18 protein-coding genes are annotated in these 16,111 nt (G+C 60.1%); 9 read left to right on the forward strand and 9 right to left on the reverse strand.

What is annotated here, in order from left to right; translation table 11 throughout:
- Nucleotides 1-265: 265 nt before the first annotated feature.
- From rpmH to NZ453_RS11850, 6 genes are read left to right on the forward strand one after another with little or no spacing between them, the layout of a single operon-like run.
- Nucleotides 266-400: a 50S ribosomal protein L34 gene (gene rpmH, locus NZ453_RS11825; RefSeq protein ID WP_091932639.1), complete on the forward strand. Its 135-nt coding sequence runs from the start codon at nucleotides 266-268 to the stop codon at nucleotides 398-400.
- The gene (gene rnpA, locus NZ453_RS11830; protein ID WP_263770804.1) at nucleotides 397-795 is read left to right on the forward strand and encodes a ribonuclease P protein component; all 399 of its coding nucleotides are present in this window, start codon (nucleotides 397-399) and stop codon (nucleotides 793-795) included. Before rpmH ends, rnpA begins: the two co-directional genes overlap by 4 nt.
- A gap of 4 nt (nucleotides 796-799) precedes the next feature.
- Nucleotides 800-1,009 (forward strand): membrane protein insertion efficiency factor YidD, encoded by a 210-nt coding sequence (yidD, locus tag NZ453_RS11835; RefSeq protein ID WP_263770805.1) that lies wholly within the window; start codon nucleotides 800-802, stop codon nucleotides 1,007-1,009.
- A gap of 26 nt (nucleotides 1,010-1,035) precedes the next feature.
- Nucleotides 1,036-2,730, forward strand: a complete 1,695-nt coding sequence (gene yidC / locus NZ453_RS11840) for a membrane protein insertase YidC (RefSeq protein WP_263770806.1) — start codon at nucleotides 1,036-1,038, stop codon at nucleotides 2,728-2,730.
- A gap of 1 nt (nucleotide 2,731) precedes the next feature.
- The gene (gene mnmE / locus NZ453_RS11845) at nucleotides 2,732-4,084 is read left to right on the forward strand and encodes a tRNA uridine-5-carboxymethylaminomethyl(34) synthesis GTPase MnmE (RefSeq protein WP_275983165.1); all 1,353 of its coding nucleotides are present in this window, start codon (nucleotides 2,732-2,734) and stop codon (nucleotides 4,082-4,084) included.
- Between the two features lie 29 nt (nucleotides 4,085-4,113).
- Nucleotides 4,114-4,881 (forward strand): sulfite exporter TauE/SafE family protein, encoded by a 768-nt coding sequence (locus tag NZ453_RS11850; RefSeq protein WP_263770808.1) that lies wholly within the window; start codon nucleotides 4,114-4,116, stop codon nucleotides 4,879-4,881.
- Between the two features lie 19 nt (nucleotides 4,882-4,900).
- On the opposite strand, the gene NZ453_RS11855 is transcribed toward NZ453_RS11850, so the two are convergent.
- The 6 genes from NZ453_RS11855 to rapZ all read right to left on the reverse strand — a co-directional run bounded on the left by NZ453_RS11855 (nucleotide 4,901) and on the right by rapZ (nucleotide 9,727).
- Nucleotides 4,901-6,511, reverse strand: a complete 1,611-nt coding sequence (locus NZ453_RS11855) for a methyl-accepting chemotaxis protein (protein ID WP_263770809.1) — start codon at nucleotides 6,509-6,511, stop codon at nucleotides 4,901-4,903.
- A gap of 194 nt (nucleotides 6,512-6,705) precedes the next feature.
- Nucleotides 6,706-7,347 (reverse strand): LON peptidase substrate-binding domain-containing protein, encoded by a 642-nt coding sequence (locus NZ453_RS11860; RefSeq protein ID WP_263770810.1) that lies wholly within the window; start codon nucleotides 7,345-7,347, stop codon nucleotides 6,706-6,708.
- A complete protein-coding gene (locus tag NZ453_RS11865) occupies nucleotides 7,344-7,961 on the reverse strand; it encodes a flavin prenyltransferase UbiX (RefSeq protein WP_263770811.1) in 618 nt (205 codons plus the stop codon). The genes NZ453_RS11860 and NZ453_RS11865 overlap by 4 nt, the downstream gene beginning before the upstream one ends.
- A complete protein-coding gene (locus NZ453_RS11870; protein ID WP_263770812.1) occupies nucleotides 7,961-8,509 on the reverse strand; it encodes a Gx transporter family protein in 549 nt (182 codons plus the stop codon). The genes NZ453_RS11865 and NZ453_RS11870 overlap by 1 nt, the downstream gene beginning before the upstream one ends.
- A complete protein-coding gene (locus NZ453_RS11875; protein ID WP_263770813.1) occupies nucleotides 8,490-8,864 on the reverse strand; it encodes a NusG domain II-containing protein in 375 nt (124 codons plus the stop codon). Before NZ453_RS11875 ends, NZ453_RS11870 begins: the two co-directional genes overlap by 20 nt.
- On the reverse strand, nucleotides 8,864-9,727 hold the full coding sequence (gene rapZ, locus NZ453_RS11880; RefSeq protein ID WP_263770978.1) for an RNase adapter RapZ: 864 nt from the start codon (nucleotides 9,725-9,727) through the stop codon (nucleotides 8,864-8,866). The genes NZ453_RS11875 and rapZ overlap by 1 nt, the downstream gene beginning before the upstream one ends.
- An 80-nt stretch (nucleotides 9,728-9,807) precedes the next feature.
- Between rapZ and NZ453_RS11885 the strand changes: the two genes are divergently transcribed.
- Nucleotides 9,808-10,980 carry a M20 aminoacylase family protein gene (locus NZ453_RS11885; protein ID WP_263770814.1) on the forward strand — a complete coding sequence of 391 codons (1,173 nt, stop codon included), beginning with the start codon at nucleotides 9,808-9,810 and terminating at the stop codon, nucleotides 10,978-10,980.
- A 182-nt stretch (nucleotides 10,981-11,162) separates the two neighbouring features.
- On the forward strand, nucleotides 11,163-12,362 hold the full coding sequence (locus NZ453_RS11890; protein WP_263770815.1) for a diguanylate cyclase: 1,200 nt from the start codon (nucleotides 11,163-11,165) through the stop codon (nucleotides 12,360-12,362).
- Between the two features lie 263 nt (nucleotides 12,363-12,625).
- Here NZ453_RS11890 and NZ453_RS11895 read toward each other — a convergent pair whose 3' ends face one another.
- A complete protein-coding gene (locus NZ453_RS11895; RefSeq protein WP_263770816.1) occupies nucleotides 12,626-12,835 on the reverse strand; it encodes a DUF1289 domain-containing protein in 210 nt (69 codons plus the stop codon).
- 49 nt (nucleotides 12,836-12,884) lie between these two features.
- Nucleotides 12,885-13,679, reverse strand: a complete 795-nt coding sequence (locus tag NZ453_RS11900) for an enoyl-CoA hydratase/isomerase family protein (RefSeq protein ID WP_263770817.1) — start codon at nucleotides 13,677-13,679, stop codon at nucleotides 12,885-12,887.
- A gap of 219 nt (nucleotides 13,680-13,898) precedes the next feature.
- Between NZ453_RS11900 and NZ453_RS11905 the strand changes: the two genes are divergently transcribed.
- On the forward strand, nucleotides 13,899-15,092 hold the full coding sequence (locus NZ453_RS11905; RefSeq protein WP_263770818.1) for an alkaline phosphatase family protein: 1,194 nt from the start codon (nucleotides 13,899-13,901) through the stop codon (nucleotides 15,090-15,092).
- A gap of 13 nt (nucleotides 15,093-15,105) precedes the next feature.
- Here the strand turns inward: NZ453_RS11905 and NZ453_RS11910 are convergent, their stop codons facing one another.
- A complete protein-coding gene (locus NZ453_RS11910) occupies nucleotides 15,106-15,993 on the reverse strand; it encodes a DMT family transporter (protein WP_263770819.1) in 888 nt (295 codons plus the stop codon).
- Nucleotides 15,994-16,111: the final 118 nt, after the last annotated feature.

A 16,111-nucleotide genomic window follows, 5' to 3' on the forward strand; every position in this document is an offset into this window, starting at 1 on the left:
CCGAAATGCGCGGCTGGAAAGCATTGACGAGCATTTCCAGAATCCGCCTCTGTTGTTGGCCATGCACGGGAGTTCTGCCAGGAACAGCGCTTGCGTCTGCTCGTTTCTAGTGCTCTTTCACATGCGGCGAACACTGAAGATTGTCGATTTTAACCCGACCAGAGAAAGTTATCCACAGGTTGGAAGAAAATATGGACTTGACAATGCTTTGTAAACCAATGTCTAATTGCGCGTTTACTTCGCAACGACTCGGGGAATCAACAAAATGAAACGCACCTATCAGCCGTCTGTTGTCCGTCGCAAGCGTACGCACGGTTTCCTTGTACGTATGGCTACACGTGGCGGTCGTGCCGTTATCCGGGCCCGTCGCGCCAAAGGTCGGCACCGTTTGGCGGTTTGAACGCTTCCAAGCCTTCAGAGGGAGGGCAAACCCATCGTTCGGCCGCCTTCCAAAAATGCTATCGACTCACAAAAACGGATGATTTTTCATCCGTTTTTGGTTTCAGGAGGGCGATCAAGGGTCGCTATTTCCTGTTACATTACCGCATCCAGGAAACCAGCGAAGCAGTTGGTGCGCGGTTAGGTCTGGTTGTCGGTAAACGGCTCCTTCGTCGCTCCGTCGACCGGAACCTCATCAAACGTTTGGCGCGTGAGCAATTTCGCGCGATACGCTGTATATTGCCGCCCCGGGATATCGTTCTCCGCTTGGCGGCAAAACCGGAGTCCTTAGACAAACGGGCTTTGGCTGACGAGATCCGCAGGCTCCTGAGCAAAATGGTCCAGCCCGGACGATAATCAGATGAAATACCTGATCCTAGCCTCGGTACGAATATACAAATATGTGGTCAGTCCCCTGCTGGGTCCCCGTTGCCGATTCTTTCCCAGTTGCTCCGACTACGCCATCGAGGCCGTACGGAAGTATGGAGCACTGAAAGGCGCCGGGTTGGCGGCAAAGCGTATTGGCCGTTGCCACCCTTGGAATGCCGGCGGCTTCGATCCCGTTCCCTAAAAAACCACTCTTAATGTAGGCCGTTAATGGATAACAGACGCCTGATTCTTCTCGCTGTCTTCTTCTTCTCACTGGTGATGCTGTGGGATGCATGGCAGCGATATCACAATCCTCCGCCCCCGGTGACCGCAACCACTACGACTACGGCCCCGTCGACCGCCAACGGGGTTCCTACTCCAGCTCCTTCGGCGCAGGCCCCTACTGCTCCTGCCGTACCCCCTGCGCTGACCGCGCCAACCGCGGTGAAAGGGGAGGTTGTCGAAGTCAAGACGGACCTATTTACCGCTTCGGTGTCGGCTGTCGGCGGCGATGTTGTAGCGCTTGAACTCAACAACTACAAGGGAGTCGTCGATCAGAGCAAGAACTTCTTCCTGTTTGAGCCGAAGCATCAATATGCGGCGCAGAGTGGGTTGATCGGGGAAGGCCTGCCTAACCACAAGACGGTCTTTTCGGTTGCTCCTGGTACACACGAGCTTGGTCCTGACGCCAAGACGGTGCAACTGCGGCTCGAAGCACCTTCGCCCGATGGCGTAAAGGTCGCCAAGGTCTTTACATTTGCCCGCGGCAGCTACCTGATCAACGTTACTTACGAGATCCAGAACGGCAGCCAGAAAGAAATAGCTGCGCATGCCTATTACCAAATACAGCGCGATACGCAAGCGCCTGAAGGCGAAAGCCGGATGGTGAGCACCTTCACGGGTCCTGCGCTGTACACGGAAGAGAACAAGTATCAGAAGATCACCTTCTCGGACATTGAAAAGGGGAAAGCCAAATTCACCAATAAGGCCAACGATGGCTGGATGGGCATGGTCCAGCATTACTTCGTGTCCGCATGGGTTCCCGAGGAAAAACTGCCCCGCGAGTATTACGTGCGCAAACTCGACGGTGCCAATACGACAATCGCCGCCGGTTTGATCGTGCCCACCCCGACCGTGGCACCGGGAGCGAAGGCCACGCAGTCGGTGTCGCTTTACGCCGGACCCCAAATCCAGTCGAACCTCAAGCAATTGGCCAAGCCGGCTGCCGAAGGCGGCATCGGAGCGGAGGGTCTCCCCCTTGTTGTCGACTACGGTTGGTTAACGATCGTGGCGGCACCGATATTCTGGTGCCTCGATCTCATTCACAAAGTGGTTGGTAACTGGGGTTGGGCGATCGTCGTCCTGACCATCGGCATCAAGGCATTGTTCTTCCCGCTTTCGGCTGCCAGCTACAAGTCGATGGCCAAGATGAAAGCGATCACGCCCCGCCTCACGGCATTGCGCGAGCGTTGTGGGGATGACAAACAGAAGCTGAACATGGAGATGATGAATCTCTATCGGACGGAAAAGATCAATCCGCTCGGCGGTTGTTTACCGATCGTCGTGCAGATACCGGTCTTTATCGCGCTTTATTGGGCGTTGCTTGGTGCCGTCGAAATGCGCGGTGCGCCGTGGATCCTGTGGATTCACGACCTCTCGTCGCAAGACCCGTACTACGTCTTGCCGATCATCATGATGGCGACGATGCTCCTGCAAACCAGGCTGAATCCTACTCCGCCGGATCCGATCCAGGCCAAGATCACGATGATCATGCCCTTCGTTTTCGGTTTCATGTTCTTCTTCTTCCCGGCGGGGCTGGTGCTCTACTGGGTCGTCAATAACGTGCTGTCGATTGCCCAACAGTGGCAGATCACGCGCATGATAGAACGCGGTGGAAAAGCAGCCAACGACGCCAAAGCCTGATTTGAAGAGACCCGTCGTGGCGGTGGCAGAGACAATTGCTGCCGTCGCCACGGCACCCGGACGAGCGGGTATCGGTATCGTCCGGGTTTCGGGCCAACACCTGATCGATTTGGCCGTCGCGCTCGGTGGCAAGACGCCCAAGCCTCGGCAAGCAACGCTGGCCGATTTCCGCGATGCTGCCGGGGAGATCATCGACAGCGGGCTGCTCCTGCATTTTCCCGCTCCGCATTCGTTTACCGGCGATGATGTTCTCGAGATTCAGGCACACGGCGGCCCGGTCGTCCTGCAAATGCTACTCGCACGCTGCCTTGACCTCGGTGCCCGCCTGGCCGAACCGGGAGAATTCACGCGTCGGGCCTTTCTCAATGGCAAGCTGGATCTTGCACAGGCGGAAGCTGTTATTGACCTGATCGACGCGTCCACCGTCGCGGCCGCTCGTAGCGCCGTACGTTCGCTGAAAGGTGCGTTTTCAAGCGAGATCCATCCCTTGGTCGCCGAGCTCATCGAGCTGCGGGCTTTGGTCGAGGCGACGCTGGATTTTCCGGACGAAGAAGTCGACTTTCTTGAGGCGGCCGATGCGTTCGGACGTCTCGATCGATTGCAGGGAAGACTCGAAGCCCTCCTCGACCGTGCGCAGCAAGGGAAACTGCTGCAAGCGGGGTTACACGTCGTTCTCGCCGGCCAACCGAACGTCGGAAAATCGAGCTTGCTCAACGCACTCGCGGGTGACGACGTCGCTATCGTCACTCCGGTCGCTGGAACGACCCGCGATGTGGTGCGCAGCAGCCTCCAAATAGGAGGCGTCCCCCTCCACATCATCGATACGGCTGGCCTGCGCGCCACCGACGATGAGATCGAGAGGATCGGCATCGAGCGCACTTGGCGCGAAATTGACAACGCTGACGTTGTTGTCCTGATCGTTGATGCGCGCACAGGGGTAAGTGACGCCGAACGCGAGATACTGGCCCGTCTGCCGGCGCACCTCGCCCGTATTACCGTATTCAACAAGGTCGACCTGACGGGCCGTAAGTCGGAACGCCACGATGAAAGTGGCGGTGTAGCGATCTCGCTTTCGGCAAAAAACCGCGAGGGAATTGGTCTGTTGCGCGACGAACTTCTGAGGGTTGCCGGCTGGCACCCTGCAGAGGACGTTTTCATCGCGCGCGAACGCCATTTGCGTGCGCTGCTCGCTGCTCGTACCCACCTTAACGAAGCGCGGGCACGGCTACCACAACTCGAACTCTTTGCCGAAGAATTGCGATTGGCGCAGACGGCGCTTTCAGCTATAACTGGCGAATTTTCGGCTGATGACTTGCTCGGAGAGATCTTCGGGCGCTTCTGTATTGGCAAATGAACGCCATCTTTCTCCCGCGCTAGTATTTCGTGTCCATCGACCTGACTCATCTGACCATCCTCGCTCTTGGCGCATTGTTCGCCGGCTTCATCGATTCTGTCGTCGGCGGCGGTGGGCTGATCCAAGTCCCCGCGCTTTTCGGTACGCTCCCGCGGGAAGTGCCGGCAACCCTGTTCGGAACCAACAAGATTGCCAGCGTCTTCGGTACCACCAATGCGGCGATCCGATACGCTCGGCGCGTCAAGATGCCGTGGGGGACGACGTTGCCGGCTGCCATCGCGGCATTCGTCAGTGCCTATCTGGGAGCCATGTCGGTCGCCTGGCTGCCGCGCGACATGCTGCGCCCGATGATTCTTATCCTGCTTATCGGCGCGGCCGTCTACACGTTCTGGCGCAAGGATTTTGGCAGCATCCACCGTCCGCACCATGCCGGGCGGTGCGAGTTCATTTACGCGCTCGCCGTCGGTGGAGCAATGGGCTTTTACGACGGCTTCTTCGGGCCAGGAACCGGTAGCTTCTTGATCTTCCTGTTCGTGCGCTACTTCGGATTTGACTTCCTGCACGCGTCGGCAGCGTCAAAGGTGGTGAATGTGGCGACGAATTTGGCGGCGATCGCTTACTTCGTACCCAACGGCTACTATCTGCCGCTCGCGGCAGTGATCATGGCCATCGCCAATATCGGTGGCTCGATGATCGGCACGCACCTCGCGCTCCGGCACGGCAGCGGATTCGTGCGCCAGGTATTTCTCATCGTCGTCGGCGCACTGATCCTCAAATTTGCCTGGGACACCTTTTAGGAACGGCGCTGACCGCCAGTCAGGCCGGAAGTCGGAAGACCTCGACGCTTTTCTCCAGGCTTTTCGCCAGGTCATTAACCTCGCGTGTCGACGTGACGGCTTCCTGCATTGCGCGCATGTTGTCCTGGGACGATATCGAGATCGACTCCACGCGCTGGGCGATTTGGGTGCTCACCGTGCTCTGCTCCTTGATCGAGTGCGACATGTCGTGCACTGTGCGTAGGACGTTTTCGGAAGACTCGAGGATTTCCTGCATCACGGACCCGGCGTCGTTCGCGAGTTCCTTGCCATGAACAACGTTGTTCACGCTGGTCATCATATGGGACGACGCTGCGCCGATTCCTCGCCTTACCTTGTCGATCGTCTCTGAGATTTCCTTCGTGGACAACGTCGTTCGTTCAGCGAGCTTTCTCACTTCGTCGGCGACGACGGCAAAACCTCGCCCCGTCTCTCCGGCTCGGGCGGCTTCGATCGCCGCGTTCAAGGCGAGGAGGTTGGTCTGGTCGGCGATGTCGCGGATCGTATCGACGACCACAGTGATGCGATCCGATTCGTGCCCGAGTTGCTCGACGACGCCAGCCGCTTCGTGGACCGTATCGTGGATCGCGTTCATCTCCTGCACGACGTTGCCGATCGCCTGTGCCCCTTGTTTCGCCTTTTCGCCAGAGGCAGCGGTCATTGATGTCGTTTCGACACTCAGGTCAGCGACTAAGCTGATCGAGGTGGTGAGTTCTTCGACTCCGGCCGAGATTTCTGACAGATTGTCGGACTGATGTTGAATACGGCCGGCGACTGCGTTACCGTTCTCCGTCATTTTCTCGGATGCCTGGGCAAGACGCATGGAATTCTCTCGGATTAGGCCCACCGCCGAGATGAGATGCTGCTGCATTTCGCGCATTGAAGCGAGTACGCTCCCCGCAAACCGTGTCTCGATCCGCCCGGCAAGATTGCCGCTGGCCACGGTCTGCGCAATTCCGGCGACTTCCGCTGGATCGGCGCCCAGGCTACGATCGATCCGGCGCAAAAAGAGCGACAAGCTGACAGCCGCGATGCAGGCGCCGATGACGGTCAACACCAGCGCGAGACTGATGGTGCGGCTGATGTACGTGCTGCTGGCCGCGCGCTCGGCTTCCATGTCTCCGTGCGCTGCTTTGACCTGCTCCAGAATAACTCCCCGAATTTCCCGCCATAGCGGAATCTCTTCCTTATTCAGCAGTTCGATGGTCGCTGGTACGTCGGATTGCGCCATCTCGCCGGCTTTCTGGATGAGAGCCTTGCGACGCTCGTGCATGGAGACGATCTTGCCCACCGCGTCGGCTGACTGGCTGCGGGTTGGAGGCAAGGCCTTTGCTTGCGTGAGCGCCGCGTCGAAGTCTTCGAGGCCTTTGTTGAGATTGGTGTAACCCGTCTTGTTCTTCGGGTCGAGAACGACGCCTCGTAATGACGAAGATGTTTGTAGCCCGCTCGCATAAAGGTTCACGTACGCCAACTCGACGGCGATCTCATGATTGATCAACTGGTCGGTATGGCGTGCAGACGAGGAGAGGCCGTAGAGTGAGAATCCGAGCGCGGCAAACAGAACTACGAAAGCGCTGCCGACGATCAAGAGCAGATGTTGTTTTAATGTCATGGTTGTCCCCTTGTCGAATTATTGGCGAGGCCAGCGAGACAACAAGCGATTCATTGCCTCTTTCTTCTTGGCGATGGCGTGTGGCCTGATATTACCGTAAGGATAGGCCGCTTTCGCCGTACGAGCCATAGGCTTTCCGGCCAGCAGGTCAGGCCGGTGTATACGCCGGTTCATTCTTGGGGACAGCTAACGCGTTACTGCACGAGGTGGTGCTGCGCGAGGTAAGTGTGGATGATCTCGAGGCGAGATATGGGGTCGTCGAGTTCAAGCAGCTTTTGCTTGGCGAGCGGCTGGACGGGCAGAATCTCGATAAGGCGGTAGCCCACCCAGGAGGCGTCGCCGAAATGGTGTGGCAGTGCAACCTTTTCCGGCCCGAGTTCGGCGATCACCCTGCGTAATAGGGGCAGCACTCCTTGGTGTTCGGCCGGCAGCGGGGTCGATTCGGCTTGCGCAAACAATTCCACTTGCGCCGTCAGCAACCCGCTTGCTTGTGCCGAATGGGAAACGATGCGAAAGCGGCGGCCGCCACGGAGCTTGAGCATCAGAATGCCGAGTTGCGGCATGTCGCCGCTCTCGATATGCGCCAACGTCCCGACGCGGTGCGGAATAGCGACTTCGCCGACCTCTTTGCCACTTTCGATCAGGCAAACTCCGAAAGGTGAATTCGACCGCATGCACGCCGCTGCCATATCGAGATAGCGTTGCTCAAATACCTTCAGCGAAAGCAGCCCGTCCGGCATCAAGACCGTACCGAGCGGGAATAGTGGGACATCAAGGCGTTCCGGCTCCGGAGACGCCTCGGCGTCGGTCTTGCGCAGGAAGCTTAACCAACTCACGCACCATCTCCCGGCTCGCCCCAACGTTGCATCAGCGTGTGCGGCACGCCGATCTGGTCCAGTATGCGCGCGACGACGAAATCGACCAGATCGCTGACATCTTGTGGATGATGATAGAAACCCGGATTGGGCGGCAAGATCACAGCGCCAGCGCGCGACAGGCGCAGCATGTTTTCCAAGTGGATCGCTGACAAAGGCGTTTCTCGCGGGACAAGGATGAGCTTGCGGCTCTCCTTGAGTACGACGTCCGCCGCGCGTTCGATCAGGTTGCTTGCAAGTCCCTGCGCGATGGCGGCCAAGGTTCCCATGGTACAAGGACACACCACCATGGCGTCCGGGGGGTTCGAGCCGCTGGCGACGGGGGCGAACCATTCTTCCCGCCCATAAACTTCGAGGATTCCAGGCAAGGCCTTGAAGCGGGCGCGGAAAAACGCCTCGGTTTCCTTCGCCCGTCCGGGCAAATCCAGGGCCATTTCCTGCTTCGCCACCACCTGCGCGACTTGCGAGTACAGCAACTGCACATGGCAGCCCGCCGCCAGCAGGCTTTCCAGGAGCCGTACGCCGTACGGCATCCCGGAGGCGCCGGTAAAGGCGAGACAGATAGTTTGGGGCATCAGCGAACTCGATTATCGGGTGGAAGGCTTTGGGCGGCTCGTTCATCGAGCAGTCGGGTGGCGATCAGACCATTGATGATACCGAAAGCCAACGCGGCGGCGGCGAAAAAAGGCACCAGATAGAACAGCCCATTGTGCGGAATCAACCAGAGGCGGGCGAGCAGCACCTGTCCCCCGATGTGGGCAAATGCCGCCAGGATGCTCCAACTCACGGGCCCGAACCAACGTTTGGGAAGACGTACGGCACCGCCCAGCACGATCAGGCTGAACGCCGCTCCGGTCAGGCTCATGAAAAATCCTGGCGAAAGGAACTGGCCAAGCAGCAGACCGCCCGCAATCACCCGCAGCCCGCTGACCCATGCCGCCGTGCCCCACCCATAACGTGCGAGCACGATCAAGGTCACGATATTGGCGAGGCCGGGTTTGACGCCGGGGAGGGGAAGTGGAATCGCCGCATCGATCAGCGCCAGGCCAATGGCCGCGGCAGTGAGCTGCGCGATGCGATGGTCCTCGGCCGTCGTTCGCAGTTCAATAACTGAGCGAATCATAGGGCTCCTTGCCCCCCGCGATCTGGACGCTGACTTGGTTTGGCGCGCAGATGGCGATTTCGCCGGCACGTTCTAGCCAACCCTGGCGCACGCAATACTGGTGCTCACCCGGGTCGGACACCACGCGTACCCGCCGTTTGTCTACGGCGATCGTCGTTACTCCGAGCGGTCCCCGGACCTCGATGCGCCGGTTACGGGACAAATCGAGTTCGGCAAAAATTTCGCCATGCAGGCGGACTACAGCCTTGTCAGCCGCGCCGCTCTGCCAAGCGAGTGGCACCGAAGCCACGCACGCTACCGTCCCGAGCGCGGCCACCAGCCAGTCGCCCGGGCGGATCAGTGCCAGCCAGCGCATTACGGTGTGCCGGGGAGAACCGGTGCCAGTTCCCGGTGCCGCACGAGTACGCGCGCGCGATCTCGAAACTCGCGACCCAGCCATTCCGCAAAATAGACCGAGCGGTGTTGGCCGCCCGTACACCCGATGCCGACCGTGAGATAGCTGCGGTTGTCGCGCAGATAGCAGGGCAGCCAGTTGGCGATGAAGCGGGCGATGTCGTCGCGCATGCGGATGACCTCGGCTTCCGCCTCGAGGAAAGCGATGACCGGTGCGTCACGGCCCGTGAGATCGCGCAGCGCCGGCTCGTAATGCGGATTGGGAAGGCAGCGCACGTCGAAAACGAGTTCCGCGTCGAGCGGAAGTCCGTGCTTGAAACCGAACGATTCGAAGAAGAGTGTCAGCGTCTGATTGCCATCGGGGGCTGTGATGAACTGACGCACCCATTCACGCAGCGCGTTCGGTTTCAGGTCGCTGGTGTCGATGTGGTGCCCGAGCTCAGCGACGCGCGCCAGGCGCAGCCGTTCTTCGGCGATCGCTTCGGTGAGGGTCTTTTGGTCGTCCGCGAGCGGATGCCGACGACGCGTTTCCGAGAAGCGCTTGCGTAGCGTTTCCGTCTTCGAATCGAGAAATAGAAACTGCAATTCGAGGTCCGTGGCGCGCAAAGCCGCAAGCTGTTGCGGCAGCATGGCGATGCTGTCGCCGCCGCGGATATCGATGGCCACCGCCACCTTGTCGTAGCCACGCAGGCCCAAATGATCGACGAGCGGTTGCAACAACGGCGAAGGCAGGTTGTCCACACAGTAGTACGCCGCGTCTTCAAGTACGTTGAGTGCGATCGACTTGCCGGAGCCGGAAAGGCCGCTGATGATCACGATATGCATGCGTTGCAGCATAGCGGATCGATTCCTCCGGCGGCAAGCGGCGCTGGCATAATCGAATCTTCAGCTATCCGACCGATCTTATGAACCTCCTCGACCTACCGTTCTTGGCGGATCTGACCGCGCTGCGGCGCGACATCCACGCGCACCCGGAACTTGCCTTCGGCGAAGTGCGCACGTCCGATCTCGTGGCGCGTGAACTTGCTGCGTACGGCCTCGAAGTGCACCGCGGATTGGCGAAAACCGGGGTCGTCGGCATCCTTCGTTGGGGAAGCGGCAAACGCGCCGTCGGCTTGCGTGCCGACATGGATGCCCTGCCGCTGCTGGAAAAGAACAGCTTTCCCCATCACTCGCAGCACGAGGGCAAGATGCATGGCTGTGGCCACGACGGGCACACGGCCATGCTGCTGGGAGCTGCACGATACCTTGGCCAGCATCACGACGAGTTCGACCTCGACGGTACGCTTTACTTCATCTTCCAGCCGGCAGAAGAATCCGAGGGTGGCGCGGCAGTGATGATCGAGGACGGTCTTTTCTCCCTCTTTCCGATGGACAGCGTATTCGGCCTGCACAACTGGCCGGGCATTCCGGCCGGTGAGATTGCGGTCATGCCCGGGCCGGTCATGGCGGGGACCTGCGCACTGCAAATCTCGGTGTCCGGACACGGTTGCCACGCTGCGATGCCTAACCTCGGTGTCGACACGATGCTCACCGCCAGTCACCTCGTGCTCGCGTTGCAGTCCGTCGTCGCGCGCAACGTCCATCCCTGCGAATCGGCCGTGGTGAGCGTGACGCAGATTCACGGCGGCGAAGCGCTCAATGTCATTCCGGACGACGCGGTGCTGCGCGGGACGATTCGCACTTTCAAGCCAGACGTACAGGAGACTGTCGAGCGATCCATTGAGCGGATTTGTGCCGGCGTGGCGAGCGCGTTCGGCGCGCAAATCAATGTTGTGTTCGACCAGCGTTATCCGCCGACCGTGAACAGTACGGTAGAAACCGAGCTCTGCCGTCAGGTTGCGACGAACGTATTCGGTGAGAGCCGCGTGCGCACGAACGACCTGCCGTCGATGGGTGCCGAAGATTTCGCCTACATGCTGCAAGAGAAACCAGGCTGCTACGTCTGGCTCGGCAATGGAGCCGGAAGCGGCGGCTGCTCACTGCACAATCCGCATTACGACTTCAACGACGACATTCTTCCACTCGGTGTCAGTTACTGGGTGACCCTCGCGCAAAGCGCACTCGCGTCCCAATGAATACTCATTGACGAAAGATTCCAATCTTTCGTCATGAAGTCGCCCGCACGCGGATGCCATTCGAACGCGATCGACTACACAAAGCGATTCATCTGAATTAAAGTGGTGAGTGCTTGTAATAGCCCACCGGCAAGGGGAGGCTCGGGGCCGTTCCCGGTACGGTGTCATTAAGGAATAGGGAGATGGCTCGCCGAATTCTTGTGATCGACGGTTCGCGCGTCGTGCGCGCGACGTTGACCAAGCATCTGAAGGATGACTTCGAGATTCTTCAGGAAGCGGACGGAGAATCCGCGTGGCAGACCTTGATGCTCGACGCCAATATCGCCGCCGTCATATCCGGTCTGCATACGCCGCGCCTTGAAGCCGCGGATCTTCTGCAGCGGCTGCGGACGAGTGCCGTGCGGCGTTTGCGTTCGATTCCGTTCATTCTCATCGTCTCCGATGTCGATAACCTGACGCCGCAGGAAGCGGAAGGCTCTAAAGGCGTCGCGGCCTTTATCACCAAGTCGATGCAGAAGTCGGCGATGATCGACTGCCTGAACTCGGTGCTTGGGCCAGAGGATGCCAAACGCGAACCGAAGGAAGCGCGCGAGCGGTCCGGGAAGGCGGGGGAGACTCCTGTTTCTCCCGAAACCCAGATCGTTCTTGAGACGGCCCGATTCCGCTCGGTGCTTTCCGCGCTCAGATTCGCCGAGAAACAGCATGAAGATACCTGTGCGCTCGTTTTCGGTATCGACAACCGAGAAGCCTTGATAGAACGTTTCGGCGAAGACATCGCCGGCATGATTGCCTCCCGTTTCGCGAGCCTTCTGCTATCCAAGGTCAGCCCGCGCGATCTGATTGGGCGCTGCCGCGGAGAACGGCTGGCGATCATTTCCTACGGCGTTGACCTGAAGCAGGGCGTCGCTTTCGGACGGCGCGTATGCAAGAGCCTCGCCGCAGGCCAGATCGCGATTCGCGGCGAAAAGGTTACGTTGACGGCAAGCGTCGGCGTTGCGAGCACTTCTGACGATGGGGTTGGCAACGGCCAGGAATTATTCACCCTTGCCGATCGCCGGCTCGACCAAGCGCTGGCCTGCGGAGGCAACAACGTCTCCGCCGAGTACAAGCCGAACTGTCCGCTGCATGCGCACAACCGGAATGCGCGCCAATTGATCGAAGTACTCGAAGCCTTGGGCGGCGAGGGCCTGCGCGAGTTGCCCGACATACCGCAACATATCGGTGACGTGGGTTTGGCCATCCTGCCGCTGCTGGAAGTCATGGACCGTGAACTTCGTCTCGGGCTGCCTTTGGCAAACATCAGGGTCCGGCTTGAGCAGCGAGCGACGAGTGAATCGTCGACCGCTACAACGACGCTCGCGCCAGGCTACCTGCGGGAATAACCGAGCGCCCGATTCCCCTGCGTGGTCGTTGCCTGACGGACATGTCGATTTTCAATCGGGATTCGGCAGAGGCTCCCTCAGCAAGAAGGGCTCAATCGAATCACTACGCCAATCAATGACGACGGGCGTGGGCGAGGTTGCCACAGCCGGCCCCGGCGCCGCAGGCAAAGGTGCAGGATAGGTTGGGCGGCCGCAGCCGATGCAACAGCCGGAATCGTCATCGATCCGGCAAATGCCCGCACAGACGTAAAGGTCATCGTCGTTCATGGCTTCGGGTCCGGGACGTCGATCTTACGGCGAGCAACGGCGGCTAGGATTTCCAGCCGTTCTTCGTTGGTCGCCTGCCCCCAGATCGTGATTTCGTCTAGCGTCCGCAGGCAGCCGCGGCACATGCCGCTCGCTGCGTCGATAGCACACAAGTTGGTACATGGCGAAGCCACCTGCTCACCCGCCTCGCGCGCTCTGAATCCCATCACCCGGCTTTTTCTCCATTAATCAAGCGTATTGCGTGAGACAAGTGCGCTACGCGCCGGTTCGAACCCAGCTCGGTTTGCGTTTTTCAAGGAACGCGGCCACGCCTTCCTTACCTTCGGCGGTCGACCGCACATGCACGATGCTGCGCACGGTTTCATCGATGGTCGACTCGTCGATCGGTTGCCCGGCCACGGCTCGCAGCAAGGCCTTGCATTCCGACTGCGCACCGGGGGAGTTCTTCAGCAGGTTCTCGACGACTTCGCCGACAGCGTCGTCGAGTTGTTCGTCGCCAGGGACGATCTCGTGTACCAGGCCGAGCCGGTAGGCCTCCGCGGCCGAAAAGCGTTCGGCCGAAAGCATGTAGCGCCGGCAATGCCGTTCACCGATGGCAGCTACAACGTAAGGACTGACTACCGCAGGAACCAGGCCGTGTTTCGCCTCCGTCATCGCGAACTGGGCATCGTAACTGGCAATCGCGATGTCGCACGCGGCGACGAGGCCTAGGCCGTTGCCGTATGCCGGCCCTTGCACTCGGGCGACCGTCGGTTTCGGAAGCTCGTTCAGGGTTTTCATGAGGGTAGCGAGTCGTACCGCGTCGTCGCGACACTCCTCAGCCGTGAAACCGGCGGATTCGCGCGTCCAGTTGGTATCCATCCCCGTGCAGAAGCTCTTGCCCGCTGCGGAAAGAACGACCACACGCACCCGGTCGTCGTTCTGGAGAACAAGCAACGCATCGGTGAGTTCAGCCACCAGGTGGTCATCGAAAGCGTTGTGGCGGTCGGGTTTGTTCAGCGTGACAATGGCGACCGTGTTGTCGATTTCGGTGACTATCGATTGATACATAAGATCTCCGCCAAGCGGCCAAGCAGGGGTGCGAAACACCTCAAATGAGTGGGACAGATACCCCGCGCCGCTGTCAGACTCTTGGACGGTTCACGTTTCCCCGAGAAAGAGGCGTTCTGGCGCCCTTCGGCGGGTCGGCATCTGGATGGGCTAGTGTATAGCGGACGCCCTTCGTGTTTCAACGTGCGGCAAAGCTAGCGGCAAGGAGATCACTAATCAATGATCGACGCTTCGAATGGAATGCCTTTGCCTCCGGACTATACGTGGGGCAATCTCCTTAATCTGGTCCAGAGCATCGCCGCGGCGTGCGGAGATGCCAACCCCCCCCATCCTGAATTAAGCAGCCTGACACCGGACGAACTCCGGGAAACGCGCCACATCGTACTGCTGGTAGTCGACGGCCTGGGGCAGAAAACGCTCGACGACTCGGGCGCTGCTCCCCGCTTGGCAACCCATTGGCGGACGACGCTGACGTCCGTATTCCCATCCACCACGGCATCGGCAATCACCACGTTCATGTCGGGGCTGGCGCCCTCACAGCACGGGCTGACCGGGTGGCATATGTATCTTGAGGAAATCGGCCGTACATTGGCGATACTACCCATGACGCCGCGCGAGCCGCCTCCGGTTCAGCCGGCGGCACCCGATGTCACGTCGCCATTGCTGCCGGAGCTTTTCGACTACCCCACCTTGTTTCAACGGCTCGGGCGCGAATCCTGGGTTCTATCGCCGCAAAGCATTGCCGCCAGCCCCTTCAATGCCTGGCATACGCGCGGCGCGAAGGTGGTGCCGTACGTGACCTTGCCCCAACTATTCGAACAATTACAGCTCTTGATGGCCGCCGAGACGCCACGCTTCATCTACGCGTACTATCCCGAACTCGACACCGTCTCCCACCGCTTCGGCACCGGCAGCGATCAGGCGCGGGAGACGCTCGCCGCCTTCGACGCGGCTTTCGGCGACCTCATGACGCGCCGGCAAGGGCCCCCGACCTGGATACTGGTGACGGCCGACCATGGTTTCATCGACTCACCGCCCGAGCGCGTGATTACCCTCGACGACCATCCGAGGCTTGCCGCTTGCCTGGCTCGACCGCTGTGCGGCGAACGCCGGGCAGCGTACGCCTACGTTCTCCCGGAGCGGTGTGTCGAGTTCAAAAGATACATCGAGGAGCATCTGAGCGAGAGCGCGATTCTTGTGCCAAGTGCCGAACTGATCGGTCGCGGCTGGTTCGGCCCACCACCGGTACATCGCCGTCTGGCTTCCCGGGCCGGCGACTACACGTTGCTCATGAAGGACAACTGGACGATCAAGGACTGGCTGCCATGGGAAAAGCGTTGCGCGATGATCGGAGTGCACGGCGGTACCAGCACGGACGAAATGCGCATCCCGCTGATTACGGCGAAGATTTGATCGCGTCGGGAAACTAGGCCTTGCTCGGTCGGTTGGTGAGGAAGACGCCGACGATGACGAGCGCGCCGCCCGAAAGCACCGCCGCTGGCAGCCGTTCGCCGAGGATCAACGCGCCGAGCAGGACGGCGAAGACCGGAACGAGGTTGATGAAGGCGGCGGACTTGGTGCTTCCGACCTGCTTGATAGCTTCCGAGTACCAGGTAAAAGCCGCCGCTGTGCCGATCAGCCCCAGAAAGACGATACTTGACCAGCCTTGCCAGGTTAGCCGGTCGAATGCGAATAGTGTCCCTTCGGCGAGGGCGCCGCAGGTGAGCATGATCCAACCGGTCAGACAGCCACCGAACGTCATCGCCAGCGGGGTGAAGCGTTTTGATGCGAGACGGCTGAACAGCGTATAGGCCACCCAGGCAAGCGCGCTACCAAGGAGGATGAGTTCGCCGAAACCCACCTCGCCAGCCAGCAAGCGGGTCGGATGACCGCCCGAGACGACGAGCAGACTGCCCGACAGTGCGATAGCGACGCCGAGCGTACGCAGGCGCGACATCGGCTGGCGAAAGAACAGTCGGTCGGCGATGGCAATCAGTACCGGAATGAGCGCCGTCACCAGTGCGCCGCGTCCCGCTTCTACCTGTTTCAAACCGTAGAGGAAGAACATGTTGTAGAGAAAGACACCCGTGAGCCCGAGCGCGCCAAGCAGCAACCAGTCGCGCGGCGACCAACGCGGCAACTTCTCGTTTGTGAGCAGAAGCGCGCCGAGTGCCAGCGACGCGATGAAGAAGCGCCAACTCGCGATGGTCAGCGGCGCGGCTTCTTGCACGGCGACGCGGCCGGCGATCCACGTAGCGCCCCAGAAAAGAGCGGTGAGAACGAGTTTGACGTAAATCGTGGCGCGGGCGGGCATCAGTATGCGGCTGGATCAAAGGTAGGAAGGCTTGCAGCCGCGCCTCTACGGCGGCCAGCCGTGGATTATCCCACGGGCGGAGCGCTCACGTACAATCGGCGGACTCAATCTATTCGAC

Source organism: Propionivibrio soli, from assembly GCF_025770765.1.
Lineage (GTDB): Bacteria > Pseudomonadota > Gammaproteobacteria > Burkholderiales > Rhodocyclaceae > Propionivibrio > Propionivibrio soli.